Raw genomic sequence first — 17,414 nt, forward strand, 5'->3', positions numbered from 1 at the left:
TCTTACTTGCGGTTGGGGATGACCGCTGATTTTTGTTAAGATTGACCCCACGTCGAAGGGATTGCCCGTCTCGGTGGGTTGGGGATGACCGCTGATTTTTGTTAAGATTGACCCTTCCTTGTCTGCCATCAGTCGTGTGGCTTGTTGGGGATGACCGCTGATTTTTGTTAAGATTGACCAATCCTACCTCCGATTATACACGATTGATTGTTGGGGATGACCGCTGATTTTTGTTAAGATTGACCCTATAGAACGTTGGATGCTGAGTTTGGTTTGTTGGGGATGACCGCTGATTTTTGTTAAGATTGACCTACTTTCGCTATAGTCGGGCTACCGCCTAGGTTGGGGATGACCGCTGATTTTTGTTAAGATTGACCACAAATCCCATATCCAACGCCAGCAGACGTGTTGGGGATGACCGCTGATTTTTGTTAAGATTGACCCATGTTCGACGCTGACGAGGAAGGAAACTCGTTGGGGATGACCGCTGATTTTTGTTAAGATTGACCGCCGATGTCGTGTATACGGACAAGGAAAATGTTGGGGATGACCGCTGATTTTTGTTAAGATTGACCGACAGCCCCCCTGCATCCCATTGGCTCTTTGTTGGGGATGACCGCTGATTTTTGTTAAGATTGACCCTTGCTGACTTCCCTGCTCTCTCCCTTGTCGTTGGGGATGACCGCTGATTTTTGTTAAGATTGACCGATTGTATCAAATCTCTCAGATACGGATGAGTTGGGGATGACCGCTGATTTTTGTTAAGATTGACCTGAGAGCGTCAAACACTTGTGTAGGATACTGTTGGGGATGACCGCTGATTTTTGTTAAGATTGACCATCTCAAGCCGGTGGCAGACAAGATCGACGGTTGGGGATGACCGCTGATTTTTGTTAAGATTGACCGTCAACACCTTTCATTCGCAAGTACAAATCGTTGGGGATGACCGCTGATTTTTGTTAAGATTGACCATCACGGGAGGTATAACAATGATTAGTTATGTTGGGGATGACCGCTGATTTTTGTTAAGATTGACCTGTTAATAGGTACTGAAAACTTCGAAATTCGTTGGGGATGACCGCTGATTTTTGTTAAGATTGACCCATATGAGAGAGATTGGCATTGACCGCCCAGTTGGGGATGACCGCTGATTTTTGTTAAGATTGACCCAACGAATGGATCATCAATCGGGTGTTCCGGTTGGGGATGACCGCTGATTTTTGTTAAGATTGACCTCCTGTACTGGCAATAGACTCATGATCCACGTTGGGGATGACCGCTGATTTTTGTTAAGATTGACCACCGAGTCTAAAGCTGTTGTTCCTGTACCTGTTGGGGATGACCGCTGATTTTTGTTAAGATTGACCGAAGGGAGTGCTGTAGATGAAAGATATGTTTGTTGGGGATGACCGCTGATTTTTGTTAAGATTGACCGGAAGCATGTACTTGACCCAGTTCGCCGTTGTTGGGGATGACCGCTGATTTTTGTTAAGATTGACCTGCATTTAAACTTTTAATCAAACCATATACGTTGGGGATGACCGCTGATTTTTGTTAAGATTGACCTCCATTGCTTGCGAGGAAGTGTCACCGTATGTTGGGGATGACCGCTGATTTTTGTTAAGATTGACCGCAAGGGAAGAGACATACAAAGCTAATGAGGTTGGGGATGACCGCTGATTTTTGTTAAGATTGACCTTTTCTGTTTATTTTACCGTAGATAAAACAGTTGGGGATGACCGCTGATTTTTGTTAAGATTGACCAGCCTTTGTGCATATTCATACATGAGTTCAGTTGGGGATGACCGCTGATTTTTGTTAAGATTGACCTGCAATGTATTGTTTCATGCAATCCTTCCTGTTGGGGATGACCGCTGATTTTTGTTAAGATTGACCTTTTTTAACGGTATTACAGCGCGTGATTTCGTTGGGGATGACCGCTGATTTTTGTTAAGATTGACCATATTGAGGATCTCGTATCGAGGGCATTGCGTTGGGGATGACCGCTGATTTTTGTTAAGATTGACCACAAGATAGAACAGAAGGGCAAGGAAGCCAGTTGGGGATGACCGCTGATTTTTGTTAAGATTGACCTCTTGCAATATTCACTCGTCACTTCGCCTAGTTGGGGATGACCGCTGATTTTTGTTAAGATTGACCGAGCACCTTGTCTATATGCTCCACCAGCTTGTTGGGGATGACCGCTGATTTTTGTTAAGATTGACCGAGGATGAGGTTGTACTGGAGTCTGTCTATGTTGGGGATGACCGCTGATTTTTGTTAAGATTGACCAATGACACGTTCACGGCATGGAGGCAACTGGTTGGGGATGACCGCTGATTTTTGTTAAGATTGACCATGTGATGGTCGCGGCTCCGGCTCTTGAGTGTTGGGGATGACCGCTGATTTTTGTTAAGATTGACCAGTACTGGAATATATTCCAATGGGAAAAGAAAATGTGTAGCATCCAACTGAAGAAAACTGAGATTCTGAGGCACTAAATCAAGGTGATTAAAGCAATTTTCCTTGACTTTGAGCAAAGGTCACTCTATGATGGTTATATCTTAACAAAAACCAGCGATTATCTCTAATAAGACTTAAGTCGCAAAATGCTCCCTATTTTGGGAGCTCTTTTTTTATTCAAAAAGCAATCCCTGCTCAGGGCACTCATTCTCTACCTGTTGACCGGCATAGAACGTCCTGGTCATCCCGAACTGCCGATCTGTTATAAAGAAAATTGAGACCTTACCATTTGGAGGTACTTTATGTTCAACCTGTTTTGCCAAGGTTTCAGCACGTTGTTTAGAGGGCACATAATAGGTATAGAATGATAACTGGAACCGGGAGAATCCCATATCCAGCAAATCATTTCGAAACCGATTTGCACGCTTGACATCGAGCTTCGTGAGAGTCGGAACATCGAATCCTACAAAAACCCACATAGCATTATACGGCCCAAGCATATCGGTACTTCGGAAATTGAATAGCATCACGATTACGTGAAAGAAAACTAAGATAACTGAGCACATATAGACGCAACGCATACGAAAACTCTACATCTTGCTCTTCAAAGACCACTTCTCTCGCTGTTATTCGCATTAACTCTTTCTTCTCTCGCGATTCCAGATCTTCGATGACACCATACTTGGAACACATCGCAAGCACCAAAGAATCCACCATCGGGCGAAAAGGCTCCATCAAATCATCAACCAAGCAAAACGGGTTTATTCGACTTGAATGAAATACTCCACAGGATGGCAGCAATCCGGTGTCCACCACAGCCCTTGCAACTGCAGAACGGAGAATGCTATATCCATAGTCCAGTTTTCCATTGATTGCATTGTCCTCATCTGACCGGAAGAAGCTGGTTCCATAAATGGATTCGAAATACACTCTTGCTCCCTGAGCTTCATTATTGGAGCTATCACCTGATAGCACAGTCTGAGACAACACATCTAAGCGTTTTACTCCTGGAATTTGTAAATGCTGAAGAAAATCTCTTTGATTCTTCAGCTTCTCTGTTATGATTTGTTGCCAGGCTTGCTTCCTACGAGGAAGCGAAGCCTTCAACTGAATATCCATTCTTTGAGATGTATCCTTATGCTGCAGCATAGGGAGCAACATCCCCAAGGGAATATGTTTCTCATCACAGAACGTTACCGGTACCTTGTGATGCAGACAAGATTTGAAAAATTTATCCGAATACCTGAATCCTATTCCATGACAAATAATCGAATGAATATCATCAAACGGAATAAGTGATTCTTCTCCATCTTTCTCAACAATGAGTTTGTTATGCACAGTGTGCAGGTAATAACCAGTACCACCAAGGTCAATCACTCTCCACATAAAGCCACCTCATCCTTTTCAATCTTATCCACCAAAAGAGGCGAGACATAGCGTACCAAACCTGCCGAACTGAGTTGGACCTTCCTTACGTCATAGTTTTTGATTGTAGTTAAGGTAAAGCTGGTATCTTGACCCTTTTTTGATTTAGCTAAATTTGAAAAATAAATTTGATACCCAGAACCCATTTCAGTGAATGTAATAATTATCACAAAGGTTCTTCCTGGTTTTGCATTAGGAAGTCGCACATGTGTGGTCTTCGCCAAATTTGACTCTGCTTCCGTTAGATCCGAGGCTCTCAACTCACATACATCACCTTGATAAAGACGCACGTATAACGAGTACCCCTGCTTCATGTATGCAGGCTTGTAGGATGGATTCATTGCTTGAATTTTCCTAATGATCTCCCCGCAAAGCTTACCCTGTGCATCATGATAGAAGTCGAGACATAAGTTAGATCCGGTATCAAACGCAAATCCCTTGACTTCATTGGAGGGCTCTTTAACCACGAAAGTTTTAGTTCTCTTGTTGTTGGAAATCAAATAGTAATACCCGCCAACCAACTCCAATGCCTTCTTACTGATTGTCTTTTCGGAGAGCTGAATAGGCTTCTTACCTGACTCAATCAATTTCCTGTTGCTTTCCTCCAGTACTGCTGCAGCCTGAACCAAGGACTCTTTGTATTTCTGAAGAGCAGCTTCATTCTTAGATTGTAACTGTTCAATTTTATCCTTCATTTCCATGGGGTACCACTTCGGCTGTTTATCGGTAATGCGTCCACGTATTGCCGAAGCAACCTCCTCATAGTCCCCAATCTTAACCCCAATGTCCTTGATCTTCTTCTTCACTACAAACACAAGGTCTTCGCCTTGGGTGTCTGCACCAAGAATCGAATACACGGTATCTTTCAGTAAAGCACCATTTGCATCATTATCAGTCTTCATGCTCACAAAAGCATGAAGGTCCATGAATTCCAGAATCTTCTTCCTGAACAATTCTCTTTGGGCTTCAAATGATAGATTGGGTTCCGAGGCATACCCCGGGATGGGAATCATCGCTTCAATTTCTACTGCACGCTTACCCTGCTCCGACATCGTGTTGATCATTTGTACCAAGGAACGGGAACAGTAGAGGGCAACAATCGCATCCAGTCCATGGTGGCGGTTGTCATCGCGGTTTTTCCTCATAGTCGGGGAGGTATCAGCATCCTTCGACCAGTGCCTGCTGCCCAGAAGGTCATCAATTCCTTGAAGGTTCCATGCTTTGCGGAGAATACTCGTCTCCATGCCTTTCAATGATCCAACGGCTGTCACATTATTGGGATTGAACAGGCATCGCAAGTATTCTTTTGCAGCCTTCGCTATATAGCTATTGTCCGATTCAAATCGAGAGACAAAACCTTTTGATTGAAGATACTTTGCATATTCTTCCTCATTCGTCTCAAATTTTCTCCGTTTTCTCCACATGCCGGGAGTCTCGTCAAGATAGTGCATAATCGGACCCCATGCAGATGTATTGGAGAAAGCAGCATAGGGCGTTCTCTTGCCCTTTATATCGTTGCATTGACGGTGAGCAACGACCTTATTGCCGTAAGAGTTATCAGCAGTATCATCCCTTGGGAAAATATGATCCACATCAGCTCTTCCCGCCGCAATATCAGCAACAGAGATATGCTCAAGGCAGTAAGGGCAAACAAACGCCTGGTCTTCTAATAGCCGAAACCGCTCGATGTATCGCTTATCGAGATTGTTAGGCTCACAATACTTGGAGTATGCTAGAACAGCCTCCTTCTCTTGCTTCGTCTGTTGTTTGATAATATCTTCACGCTTCTCTGCTCCAACCTTCAACTCTCTTGCCAACTCAACAGTGATTTCCTGTGGCTTAGCACCAAGTATCGTAATCAATTCATTCATGAGCTTACGTAATTCATTGAGTGTCTGATGAACTACGGGATTGGCAATCCGTCCATACTTCTCTTCATCTGAATTTGTGTTGGGTTTGAAAAACCCTTCACTGTCACGTTTCTCCTTGAATGCAGAATGCCAATATTTGCCCATCAAGGCCTGTGTTGATCCAGTAAGAATTTGTCCATAATATGGCAACAACGATTGCTGCTCCCATACTGAGAGTTCCTGAAACTCACCGGTTTCCATACCTCTTTCAAGCGCCTCGGTATAGGTCAAACCATCTTCAAGATGCTTCATAAGCAATTGCGTGGCAGTTTTTCCAATCGGGCCGTAATCGCCAATCAGAGATACAGTTTTCAATGCATCAACAACCTCATTTTCTGTGAGAAGAAGATGCTTCATCAAGTATTTGGAGAGTCGTTTGTCATCGGGGGTATTTGTCCAAGCACTGAAAAAATCATCCTTTTGCTCTTCGCTGAGCCTTTTCCAAAATGATTTTTCTTCAAGCCTCCTAAATCGGAATCCAGCAATTTTCTGGATTGCTTTCTCCTTCCCTTGCAGGACAATGATGCTCGTTTTCAACGCCGGAAACTCTTTCTGCACAAGCTTCGGGGTAATATCGGTGCCGGATCTTGCTATATGAAAGAGAATATGACGTTGCTCATCAGAAAAGGATGCTGACTGATACCGTTTGGCAGCGCCCTCTTGCATTGGCATTTTGATCCTGGCATTATTTATAGCCTCCCATAAACGTCGCTCTTCGTTGAGGAAATGACATCGCGGCAGCTTCTTCTCATCTGGAAAATACGGGCAGCAGCCTGCTTCAGGAACAATTTTTTCATTCTCAAACAAAATTGCAGAGACTATGCGGTCACAATACTCATCAGAAAGAATTTCCTGATAAAATTGTTTTTGCGTTTGTAGCAATACATCGATTTCATTGCTAATGATATCACGAGTGGGGACAGGAACACCCTTGCTCTTCACTGATTCGGAATTGCGATATCCGATTAAGCCATTTGTATTGAATGCAGTAAGGACTTCAATAAACGTGGAGATACCCTTCTCCTTGGCCAGCTGCTCTGTCATTGCTTGTTGTTCCTCAAGCTTCTTATCATCGGAGCTTTTCTCTTCATCGAGAAATGTGCGTACGGAAGAAGATCCCCTGTGATTAGCAATGTGATACAGGGCATATCCTAGCTCTGAAAGCGTTAGTTGCTCGTTTAGCCCCTTCAGACGTAATTCATATGGATTTGCTCTTACTACAGCGTCTTCAAACCGGAGTCTCGCGGGGTCAGGCACATCCTGCTCTGAATACGAAAGCATAAGGTTACGTTCTGCTAAAAGTTTCCATAGGAACTTCAGCCGATTTGCCCGATGACGAAGAGAGTTTCGCTGTCCACGTTTTTGTCGTCTTTCGGCAGCGCCAGTAGAAGGGATGAAGATTCTTGAAGATACAAAAACCAAATCCGAAGGTTGCTTTTTAATTGGGTCGTATGCAGCTACAGCTACTCCGATCGAGCCTACTCCCAAATCAAGGCCAATGCTATACGGTCTAGAACCTAGTCTTTGACAGATTTCTTGTGCTTGCTCTTCATACCGACGTGACACTTTCTTTGACATATGAACCTTCCTTTTTCACGTTATGTCTTTGCTGATAGTGATAAGTATAGTCCATGTCAAGATTGGATAGCGAATATTATGTTCTTTTTCCCATAAAATATTTACTACTTCGGCAATAATTATGCATAGGTAATTTTTACTTAACATATGATATGCTAAAGATTTAGGGATTCTTTTATACTGAATCCTGATTTTTTGTTGGGAAATTCGACAACAAGTACCTTAAACTCCTCCAGCTATCCGCACATTCTCTCCGGTTATATAGCTGGCATCGTCGCTCATAAGAAAGGCGACAACACCTGGGATTTCCTTAATATCCCCTAACCTATGCATGGGAATTTCATTGACCATCTGATGCTCTACTACTAAAGGGTCGCTATCGTAATAGGGAGAACCTGCCTGGGCTTGGAGTGCAACCTGACGGTCCCACATCACCCCGGGGCCCATAAAGGCCGGGCTGATAGCATTCACCCGTATGCCATAAGGAGCCAAATCCTTGGCTGCAATCTTGGTCATCGAGATAATGGCCGCCTTACTCGAACCATAGGCAATCATATTGGGAGGAACGCCTACTCCGGCCATGCTGGCGGTGTTTACGATACAACCCGATCCTTGCTTGACCATCACTTCCGATACTGAACGCAATACATGAAAAGCTCCTACGAGATTGATGTTGATTACCTTGAAGAAATCATCCTGAGGATATGCATGAGTCTTCTTGAACAACCCTTGGTAGCCGGCGTTGTTGAACAGTAGGTCAATCTTTCCAAAGTCGGAGACCACTTGATTAACAGCTGTCTGTACGCTTTGTGCATCGGTTACATCACAACGATAGGAACGGGCTTCTCCCCCGATAGCCTCAACAGCTGCTTGAGTCGCATCGCTTGGGCGTACATCAAAAAGAGCCAAAATAGCCCCTTCCCGGGCAAACCGAAGCGCTACAGCCCTACCAATATCCCCGGCAGAGCCGGTTACCACCAATACGTTGTCAGCAAATCTCTTCATGTCTGAAAAGCTCCTTCTTATAGATGTCATCTGATAGTAACTATCGCACAACATCAAGAGCCGATGCATTTGGATATGCAAGAATCAGGAGATTTACACTCCTTCCTTACGTAAGATTGCATGCTGCCTTGGTACCAGCCTCGCCCTATTGTTGAACAGAGCCACTCCAAAGAGAATCATCAAACCACCTATAATGGTTCCGGTATCGGGAATATCACCGATCAGGATGATCTCCAGCAACGTGGAGAGCAAGGGCGTGACAAACATGAAGTTGGTAACATCACCGATTTGTTTGGCGATGGACAAGGCTTTTGTCCAGAGCAGAAAACCGATTGCACTGGGGAAGATTCCCATGAACAGGACAGCCAAGAGTGATTGGACGGGAGCAGTCCTTACTTCCTCAATGGCTTGGGGTAGGAACAACAGGAACATGAAGGCAGAAGCTACTATGGTGTAGACCGTCGATTGCACGGGAGTATAGCGTTTGGTGGCAAAGCGTTGGATCAGGTTGTAGCCTGCAAAGCAGAGGGCGGCAATTATCATCCACGCCAAGCCCCACCCGATGGAGACTTCCCGCTGCCAGAGTGTGAGGACCAGAATTCCAGCAAACTCAAGGCACACGGCAATCCACCCAAGGTTTCCAAGTTTCTCCCTGAACAGCAGTGAGGCAAAGAAGGCTGTAAGGACGGGGACGGTTGCAGTTACAACGCTCGCCGTTGCTGCCGTGATGGTTGTCATCGCTACATTGAAGAATATCTGGTAGAAAAAGAAACCCAAGGCTCCCAACACCAGAAAGAGAGGAACATCCTTCAATGTAGGAAGCCCTATACGTTTGACCAATCCAATTACCACAAGAATAACAGCAGCCGATCCATACCGCAGGAGGCCCAAAGGAAATGGCCCGATGTCCCGCACGGCGATGCGTGTGAATACAAAGCCCGTGGACCAAAGCATTACGGTAAGGAAAGCCAAGATCAGTGCACTGTTATTCGAGGTGTCGGATGATTGCTTCATGGGCATCAAGGTACGCCTTTGGTAGGCAATAATCAAGAATGAGAAGGAGGTAAAAGCTCGGAATCATTTGCAATCCATTGGTTTTCGCTTACCCCCCAAGTAGGCTTCAGCGACCTTTGAATCTGAAAGCAAGGCAAGACCTTTCCCCTCCAGAATGACTCTACCATTCTCAATCACATACCCATAATCACTCATACAAAGCGACTTGTTCGCATTCTGCTCCACAAGAAGAATAGTTGTACCGCTCTCTTTGATTTGCTTAATAGTCTCAAAAACTTCGCGAACAATAATTGGTGCCAATCCCAACGATGGCTCATCAAGCATCAGAAGTCGCGGTCCACCCATCAAGGCCCTGCAGATAACCAGCATTTGCTGCTCACCTCCGGACAGCGTACCCGCATCTTGGTCTTTTCGTTCTTTCAGCCGAGGGAAAAGTGCATACTGACGTGCCAATAATTGCGGGAGCTGTTTTCTGTCGGTTATGGTATAGGCACCTACCAATAAGTTCTCCTCAACAGTAAGCCCTGCAAAGACTTTTCTTCCTTCTGGTACTTGTACGATGCCTTTTCTTACCACCTGGTTACTCTTTAAGGGAAGTTGTTTTCCATCAAACTGTATTGAGCCTTTATAAGGGACCATCGCAGAGATAGCATTAATAATCGTAGTTTTTCCTGCACCATTGGAACCAATAATCGAAGTGATAGTCCCTTCTTGAATTTGCATCGTTATTGCATGTAAGGCTTCGACCATTCCATAGGCCACGGTAACATCATGAATCTCAAGCAGTGCCATGGTTATTCCTCCTCACCCAAGTATGCAGAAAGAACTGCTTCATTTGTCTGGATTTCTGTAGGGGTTCCTTCAGCAATGGTAGTACCAAAATTCTGAACGTACAGGTACTGGCAGAGATTCATGATGAGATCCATCCTATGCTCAATCACCAAAATGGCAATCTGTGGATACAATCCCTTGATTTGTTGAATAAAATCTATCAGTTCAAATACCTCTTCAGGATTCAATCCGGCAGCAGGCTCATCCAGAAGCAAGACACTGGGCTCACAAACCAAAGCCCTGGCAATCTCCACTCTCCGTTGCAGTCCATATGCCAAATTCGCAGGACGAAGGGATGCATATTGTTCAAGGTTCAAAACTTCCAGACATTTCGAAGCTCGTTCAGTTGTCAATTTTTCTTGTTTGAACCTTCGAGGAAGGAGAAACATAGCTTCGAAGAAGGAGTATTTTCCTGCATAATCCAAGGATACCTTCACATTCTCCAAAACTGAAAGACCACTGAACAGGCGAATATTTTGAAAGGTACGAGCCAATCCCATTCTTGCTACGGTAACTTGGTCCTTGGCATCTATACATTGGCCCTTGAACAGGATGCTTCCAGCATCCTGTTGATAGATGCGGGAAAGTACATTGAAGATAGTAGTTTTACCTGCACCATTAGGTCCAATAATCCCTCGAATTTCTCCTGGATTCAAGGACATGGAGAATGTATCAACTGCTTTTACGCCTCCAAATGACATACACACATCGGTACACTTCAGAACGAGTTCAGCCATTGTTGCTCTCCTTCCGGTTTCTTATGACAAAGCGTTTAATGGCTCGAAGTGAGAGCTCATACTCGCCAAACACACCACTTGGCCTAAAATTGATTATGAGAAGAATCAGTACACAGTATATGATCGTCCGGTACTCCTGAAGGCTCTGCCCGAAAAGCGTCACAGTCCTGAAAAGTTCGGGTAATAATTTCAGAAGAGCACCTGCAAAAACTGCTCCAGTAATTGAATTAGTGCCTCCGAAGAAAAGGAAAATCTGCATTTCCGCAGAAAGATTCCAACCAAAGGAATCAGGCAGGATAACACGATTTTTCAAACCATAGAGAATTCCGGCAATACCCGCGATTGCAGAAGCAAGCACATACATACGCAGTTTCAAGCGGTAAACGTCAATCCCGAAACTTTTTGCAGCAATTTCGTCAGTTTTTAGAGCGATGCACATTCTGCCGAACCTAGAATACTTTAGGTTGCGAACACAGAACACTACCAAGGCAGTAATTCCAAGAATCACCCAGACAAGATGATTCACCTTCGGAATTCTGGAATACCCGATTGAACCATTTGTATACCGTTCCAAAAGTACGATGGTGGCTGTAATCATCTGTCCAAATCCCATGGTAATTAATGCGAAATAGTCTTTTCTTAACTTGAGGGTAGGAACGCTTATGACATACGCACACAAGGCACTTAATCCGATACCAGCGACAGATGTTACGAATATAGGCAGGTTGAACATTCGTGCAAGAATGAAGGTAACGTAAGACCCGATTGCCAAATATGCTGCTTGCCCTAAAGAAAACATTCCTGCCAAGGAAGTAATTGCAAATACACCGGTTACACCGATGATTGAGATACAGGAGTTCATGATTAATCCAAGTTGATAACTGCTCATCTCTTTCTCCTATACCTTTTCCTTAGCGAATTTTCCGGCAATACCCTGTGGCCTGATAAACAAGAAAAGCAACATCAAAATGAATAACATAACCGGAGCAGAAAAAGCCCCAAAGAAATACGTCCAGAAAATCTCAAGTACACCAAGAAGAACAGCAGCTGCAATTGCTCCTCCTAGACTGCCTAGGCCGCCAATTACACTGGCAATAAAGCCCTTGATCATCATAGTCTGTCCTAAATCTGGATATACTGAATATTTTGCACCCAGCAGGACGCCGCTCACTCCTGCTAGAAAACCTGCGATAATAAAAACCATCACAACCACAACCCCACTATTTATTCCCATCAACCTACTGGTGTCGGCATTGATCGCAACGGCTCGGATTGCCAGTCCCATCTTGGTTTTTGTAATTACTAGTATCATCAGCATCAAAATCAAAAGAGAAATTGCCATGATCATCGTGTCCATGGTTGAAACCCGCAGAGACCCGATCATAAAAAAGTTGCTTGAGAAAATATTTGGATAGGCATAGGGATTTTTGCTGTAGCCGATATTGAGAATCTGTTCGATGATTATGGAAATCGTCAAGGAGGAGAGAAAATAATAGATGTTCGGACTCTTGTTTTTTCGTATGCTCCGATAAGCAATCAAATCCAGCAACAGTGCGATACCCATTCCACAAAGCCCTGTAAACAGTATAGTCACGAGTATGGAGGGTGCTGGGTCGAACGATCGCTGGAAAAAAAATCCAATATATGCACACGCGCTTATCATCCCACCATGAGCAAAGTTACTGAATTTAAGGACACTGAAGACTACCGCAAACCCTACGGCAATCAAAGCGTACACAGCTCCAAGGGAAATTCCATTAATCAAAAGTTGCGCTACCATGGATAGTTCCTTATGCAGGAGGACGGATTTCCCGTCCTCCCAGCCAAACTTGACAAATACTTAATTTACCTTAATGAAATCAACAATTCTAAGACTCAACTTCTCATCATAATCAGCAATGTACATTCCCATGTTGCTGGGTCGATGAGTTGCAGGATCAATGGTAATGGTTGAACCGCTGCTGAGCATTACATTGTCTGTCTTACGCAGAAGATCAGCAACTTCTTTTCCATCAGTCGGGTCCTTTGCCATGCGCATTGCTTGGGCCAATACTTGAACCGCATCCCAACCAAAGCCAACATTTGCAGCTGGGGCTGCCGTGCCGGTCTCTTTCATGTGCTTGGTTACCAGCTCGTTGATATTCCCTACATTTGAATTGAGCATGTCATAGTTCTGTAAGAAATAGACGTCATTTACCTTATTCTTTACCATCGTAGCAAAGGGAAGGGACAAGGTATTTGCACCAATGATGGCACCCTTGAAGCCGGCATCGCGCAATGCATCATAACTGGTAACATTCTGCGGCAGATAATCACAGAGGAACACAACATCAGGTTTAGCTGCCACTATCTTTATAGCCTGTGCGCTGTAATCCTTATCTGTCCATGAGAAGGTCTGCTCACTTACTACCTTTCCACCATTAGCATTCATGTATTGGACAAAAGGAGCAGCTTGGCTTTTTGCAAAGGCATTACCAGGGTTGTACAGTGTAGCCGCGGTTTTTGCACCAAGCTTCGTCAAGGCATATTCGGCCATGCAGTAACTTTGGATCGCACTACTGGGCTCTGCAAGGAACATATAGGGGTAAGGTTTACCCGTATCAGGATTGGTGGTACAGACTTCATCCATGAAATGGCCAACGATGGGAATACTATCTTCTTCGGAAAGCTCTACCCATGCGGCAGCCGGATTGGACAGAGGAGGCCCGATAATGGCTGCAACGCCAACCTCATCAACAAGCTTGCGATAGGCCATCACGCCCTCGGCAGCATCGTTTTTACAGTCCATGGTAGTAATCTCGAGCATACGCCCATTGATGCCGCCTTTCTCGTTAATGACCTTTACAGCATATTCGGCACCCCATGCATTGGGTTGGCCGGCTGTAGAAGCTCCACCACTCAGATCTTGGATACTTCCGATTTTTATAGGTCCTTCACCTTTCAGGCTACTCTGTTCAGTTGCTCCTCCAGCAAAAACAGAAAATGTAAGGCCCAATAGAAGCATGAAAACAATAAGCTTCTTCATTTTTTCTCCTCCTTAGTATTACAAATCAGCTAACGCTGATATAGAGACACAGCTACAAATCTCTCTTCCAATGCGGGAGATTTTCCAGAATAAAGGAATCATCAATAAGCTTGGGATAACTTCTGATCACCCGATCAAGCTCTTCACTTTGCCCTGGTGATAGATCTTCCTCACTATCGAGGCAATATCGATTCTTGAATATTCCCTGCCTTCGAAGCACCTCATGAATGCCGGGAATGCATCCCTTGAACGCATGATGCGGATCAAAAACCGCTGCGTTCATATCAGTCACCGCTGCTGCAAGATGGATAATCGAAGCATCAATGCAACCTTCATCCACCGCATTTCCCAGCAGTTTATGCAACTCAACAGCTTTCTTCGTCCAGATACACCAATGCCCAAGCAGTCCTCCGGAGAATCGAACTGAACGCTTGCCTTCAGGTGTTTCAAATGTAAAAACATCCATGAGATCATGAACGATGTTATCGTCATTACCGGTATAAAGTGCTATCTGTTTGTGCCGGGAGGAACATGCAACAGCGCGTACTACATCGAGCGTGGTATATCGGTTGAAACTTGCGCACTTAATTGCAACCAGGTTTGGAATCTCACACAGTTTCTGCCAATATTCATAGGAAAACACGCGTCCGCCGACAGCGGTCTGAAGATAAAACCCTATGACAGGAATTACCGAGGCTACTTGTATTGTCCGCTCAATTAGAGATTCCTCGGAAAGGTGATTCAATCCACCAGGGCTTAACAATACCGCGTCATAGCCAAGAGACTTCGCCAATCGAGCTTCCTGAAGGGCTTGCTCGATTGGTCCGCATACACCACATACACGCACGATACAAGTGTTGTTGGCCGCCTCAAAGCGAGCTATCTCATCAATGATCAACGAAATGACTGGTTCAAACAGATGTATCTCGGGATCTCGAATGCTGAATTGGGTACTGTGGACTGCTGTGGCAATACCACCTACTCCACAAGCAAGATAGTAACGCATCAACAATCGCTGAGTTTTCTCATCGAACATCCTTGCATCATCCAGTGCAAGCGGTGTTGCTGGAATTACCGTACCCTTGGCAAGAATTCTTAACGCTGCTTGATGGTCATGCATTAGTAACTCCCCTTCCTTTCCTCAAAATGCGTCGGCATGTTCAAATCATGGCCGCCTGCGAGTATCCATTCAGCTTGCCATGCAATCATGGTATCGAGGCTGACATGAGGATACCCAAATACACTATGGGCTTTTGATGCATTTATAAGATATGCATCACCATTCTCTTCTCCGGTAAAGATCGGGTCCTTTCCAAACAGGACACCGAGCTTCTTCGCAGTCTCTTTGACCCCTACCAACTCGGGACCTGTAGCATTAAGAATCACGGGAGGATTGTCGGCAAGAAGCAAGGACCTAATAGCATACTCATTGGCGTCTGCCTGCCAAATACAGTTGAAACAACCATTACCTAAATCAAGGGGAATCTGATTATAAACCTTGCGGGCAATGTCACTTATTACGCCATACTCAAGAGCAATCGCATAACTCAATCTATAAATCAGTACCTTCGTACCACAGGTTTTTGCGTAATATTCAAAAATCCGCTCTCTAGCAAGACAGCTTTGGGGATACTCTCCAAGGGGTCTACAAGGCGTGCTCTCGCTCGCACCTCCGCTGGAAGCCGTTACCAATGGATAGATATTCCCTGAAGAGAACACAACAAACCGTGACTTCTTGAAACGCTCACAAACCAACGTGGGGACTACTGCATTCATTCCCCATGTTTGCCATTCATTTCCATCCGTACCAAATTTCCTGCCTGCCATAAAGATGATATTCTCAACCTCAGGCAAAGCTTGTAGATCATCTTTTTTCTGCAAATCACAAGAGAGAACAACTACGCCTTCCCTTTCCAGTTGAGAACGTTTCTCCTGGTTGGTAAACCGAGAAACCGCATATACCTTTTTATCAAGCTTGGCTTCATTGATAGCATGCTGGGCCATGAGGCAAACAGAAGGTCCCATCTTGCCTCCAGCACCCAATATCATAATGTCACCCTTCATACTCTTTATGTCCTCAACTAGACGAGTGGAAGGCTTAGTTAAAAGCTTCTCCAAAGATACTTGATCCCACATTATCTTCCTCCTTGTGCTTGCAGATGTACCAGATACGTCTCTCTATCCATACTTGGGATAAAGGAATCTCGAACTTGTTTTGCTTGGCAAGCGCCATTGGTAAGTAGCGCCAGAACCAGCTCGGCAAGCAACTCGCCTCCAAGCCGATAACTTTCCCATGCATCAACCATACAAAATTCCTTTGAATGAGCTTCACCAATAAAGCCACCCATTGTTGGTTGGATACAAGGCTTGAGCTGAGCGAGATCCCCCATATCGGTAGAACCGATCATATCTTTTCCCCAAACAACATCACCGATTCCTTGTACATCCTTTGCTATGGATGCAAAGAGGGTACTCAGGTTGCTGTCTTGTTTGAGTGGGAGGTATCCAGGGATGGTTTTAACCTTAACCTCAGCCCCCATCATGGATGCTCCGGCTTGAACACACCGGTCAACAACATTACAACCTTTATCTATGGCTTGTTTGCATGATCCTCGTACGTAGGTTTCCATACGAACATCCGAAGGTACCGTATTCACAACATCTCCACCCTTTGTCAAAATCGGATGAATCCGTATACGTTCTTCTTCTGAGAAAGTCTCTCTATTTGCATTCATTCCAGCCATTGCCAGATTAGCGGCTTGCAATGCATTAACGCCTTTGAAAGGGGCTGCCCCGTGGGCTTCTTTACCGATAAACTGAATATGCTTGGCTGTAAAGCCTAAACTGCCACCCCCGACAAATACATCGTACGATGGATTTTCGGGTTGTGAATGAATCATAATTACCATATCGACATCGTCGAAAGCGCCAAGATGGATGAGCTCTTGTTTACCGGAAAGATAGGCAATGCTACCCTGCTTTTGTAATTCCAACCGATGCTGGAGATCAAGAAACTCTTCAGCGGGAACAGCCATACAAACGACATCACCGTCTAGTTGTTCCTTCAAAGTATTGAGAGCAAGAGCCGCAGCATAGACTTGAGTAGATTGCGTGCTATGACCACAGGCATGGGCCTCTCCACTTTCTGCTGCAAATTGGTTGGAGGGGCTTATAACTGCATCAAGCTCAGACAGGATACATACGGTAATTTCGTGCGTTTTACCTTCGATTCTAGCTTTAAGACCCGTTCGTGCAAGTTTGTTTTCTATAGGAAGTCCCATTTTTCGATAGGCAGATTCAATAAAAGCACTGCTGAAAAACTCCTCATAACCAAGCTCCGGATGAGCTAGCAATGTGGAACCAAATAGCATAATTGTATCTTTATTGTAGTTTAGGATGGTTCTAATTTCATCTTGCATATATGAA

Annotated in this window: 13 protein-coding genes and 1 CRISPR repeat array (1 of these 14 cut by a window edge); all 13 genes read right to left on the reverse strand. The window is 44.6% G+C overall.

Annotated features, from left to right (window positions below; translation table 11 throughout):
- A CRISPR array of direct repeats spans positions 1–2,424; the repeat unit is 36 nt; unit sequence GTTGGGGATGACCGCTGATTTTTGTTAAGATTGACC; it begins 319 nt to the left of the window's first position.
- 212 nt (positions 2,425–2,636) lie between these two features.
- A complete protein-coding gene (gene cas2, locus SPIBUDDY_RS11075; RefSeq protein WP_172634198.1) occupies positions 2,637–2,942 on the reverse strand; it encodes a CRISPR-associated endonuclease Cas2 in 306 nt (101 codons plus the stop codon).
- A 4-nt stretch (positions 2,943–2,946) separates the two neighbouring features.
- Positions 2,947–3,849, reverse strand: coding sequence for a type II CRISPR-associated endonuclease Cas1 (gene cas1, locus SPIBUDDY_RS15785; protein WP_013607848.1), 903 nt, complete (start codon positions 3,847–3,849; stop codon positions 2,947–2,949).
- Positions 3,837–7,376, reverse strand: a complete 3,540-nt coding sequence (gene cas9 / locus SPIBUDDY_RS11085) for a type II CRISPR RNA-guided endonuclease Cas9 (RefSeq protein ID WP_013607849.1) — start codon at positions 7,374–7,376, stop codon at positions 3,837–3,839. Before cas9 ends, cas1 begins: the two co-directional genes overlap by 13 nt.
- A gap of 222 nt (positions 7,377–7,598) precedes the next feature.
- Positions 7,599–8,381, reverse strand: a complete 783-nt coding sequence (locus SPIBUDDY_RS11090) for an SDR family NAD(P)-dependent oxidoreductase (RefSeq protein ID WP_013607850.1) — start codon at positions 8,379–8,381, stop codon at positions 7,599–7,601.
- Positions 8,382–8,474: 93 nt separating this feature from the next.
- On the reverse strand, positions 8,475–9,395 hold the full coding sequence (locus tag SPIBUDDY_RS11095) for a DMT family transporter (RefSeq protein ID WP_172634199.1): 921 nt from the start codon (positions 9,393–9,395) through the stop codon (positions 8,475–8,477).
- A 63-nt stretch (positions 9,396–9,458) separates the two neighbouring features.
- Positions 9,459–10,187: an ABC transporter ATP-binding protein gene (locus tag SPIBUDDY_RS11100; RefSeq protein ID WP_013607852.1), complete on the reverse strand. Its 729-nt coding sequence runs from the start codon at positions 10,185–10,187 to the stop codon at positions 9,459–9,461.
- A gap of 2 nt (positions 10,188–10,189) precedes the next feature.
- Entirely contained in the window at positions 10,190–10,963 is a 774-nt protein-coding gene (locus SPIBUDDY_RS11105; RefSeq protein ID WP_013607853.1) for an ABC transporter ATP-binding protein, read from the reverse strand.
- The gene (locus SPIBUDDY_RS11110) at positions 10,956–11,852 is read right to left on the reverse strand and encodes a branched-chain amino acid ABC transporter permease (protein ID WP_013607854.1); all 897 of its coding nucleotides are present in this window, start codon (positions 11,850–11,852) and stop codon (positions 10,956–10,958) included. Before SPIBUDDY_RS11110 ends, SPIBUDDY_RS11105 begins: the two co-directional genes overlap by 8 nt.
- A 9-nt stretch (positions 11,853–11,861) precedes the next feature.
- Positions 11,862–12,743 carry a branched-chain amino acid ABC transporter permease gene (locus tag SPIBUDDY_RS11115; protein ID WP_013607855.1) on the reverse strand — a complete coding sequence of 294 codons (882 nt, stop codon included), beginning with the start codon at positions 12,741–12,743 and terminating at the stop codon, positions 11,862–11,864.
- Between the two features lie 60 nt (positions 12,744–12,803).
- Positions 12,804–13,988 carry an ABC transporter substrate-binding protein gene (locus tag SPIBUDDY_RS11120; protein WP_013607856.1) on the reverse strand — a complete coding sequence of 395 codons (1,185 nt, stop codon included), beginning with the start codon at positions 13,986–13,988 and terminating at the stop codon, positions 12,804–12,806.
- Between the two features lie 52 nt (positions 13,989–14,040).
- Positions 14,041–15,108 carry a dihydrodipicolinate synthase family protein gene (locus SPIBUDDY_RS11125; RefSeq protein ID WP_013607857.1) on the reverse strand — a complete coding sequence of 356 codons (1,068 nt, stop codon included), beginning with the start codon at positions 15,106–15,108 and terminating at the stop codon, positions 14,041–14,043.
- A complete protein-coding gene (locus SPIBUDDY_RS11130; protein ID WP_013607858.1) occupies positions 15,108–16,124 on the reverse strand; it encodes an NAD-dependent epimerase/dehydratase family protein in 1,017 nt (338 codons plus the stop codon). Before SPIBUDDY_RS11130 ends, SPIBUDDY_RS11125 begins: the two co-directional genes overlap by 1 nt.
- Positions 16,124–17,407: an amidohydrolase gene (locus SPIBUDDY_RS11135; RefSeq protein WP_013607859.1), complete on the reverse strand. Its 1,284-nt coding sequence runs from the start codon at positions 17,405–17,407 to the stop codon at positions 16,124–16,126. Before SPIBUDDY_RS11135 ends, SPIBUDDY_RS11130 begins: the two co-directional genes overlap by 1 nt.
- Between the last annotated feature and the right edge of the window lie 7 nt (positions 17,408–17,414).

The sequence above is a fragment of the Sphaerochaeta globosa str. Buddy genome, from assembly GCF_000190435.1.
Classification (GTDB): Bacteria; Spirochaetota; Spirochaetia; order Sphaerochaetales; family Sphaerochaetaceae; genus Sphaerochaeta; species Sphaerochaeta globosa.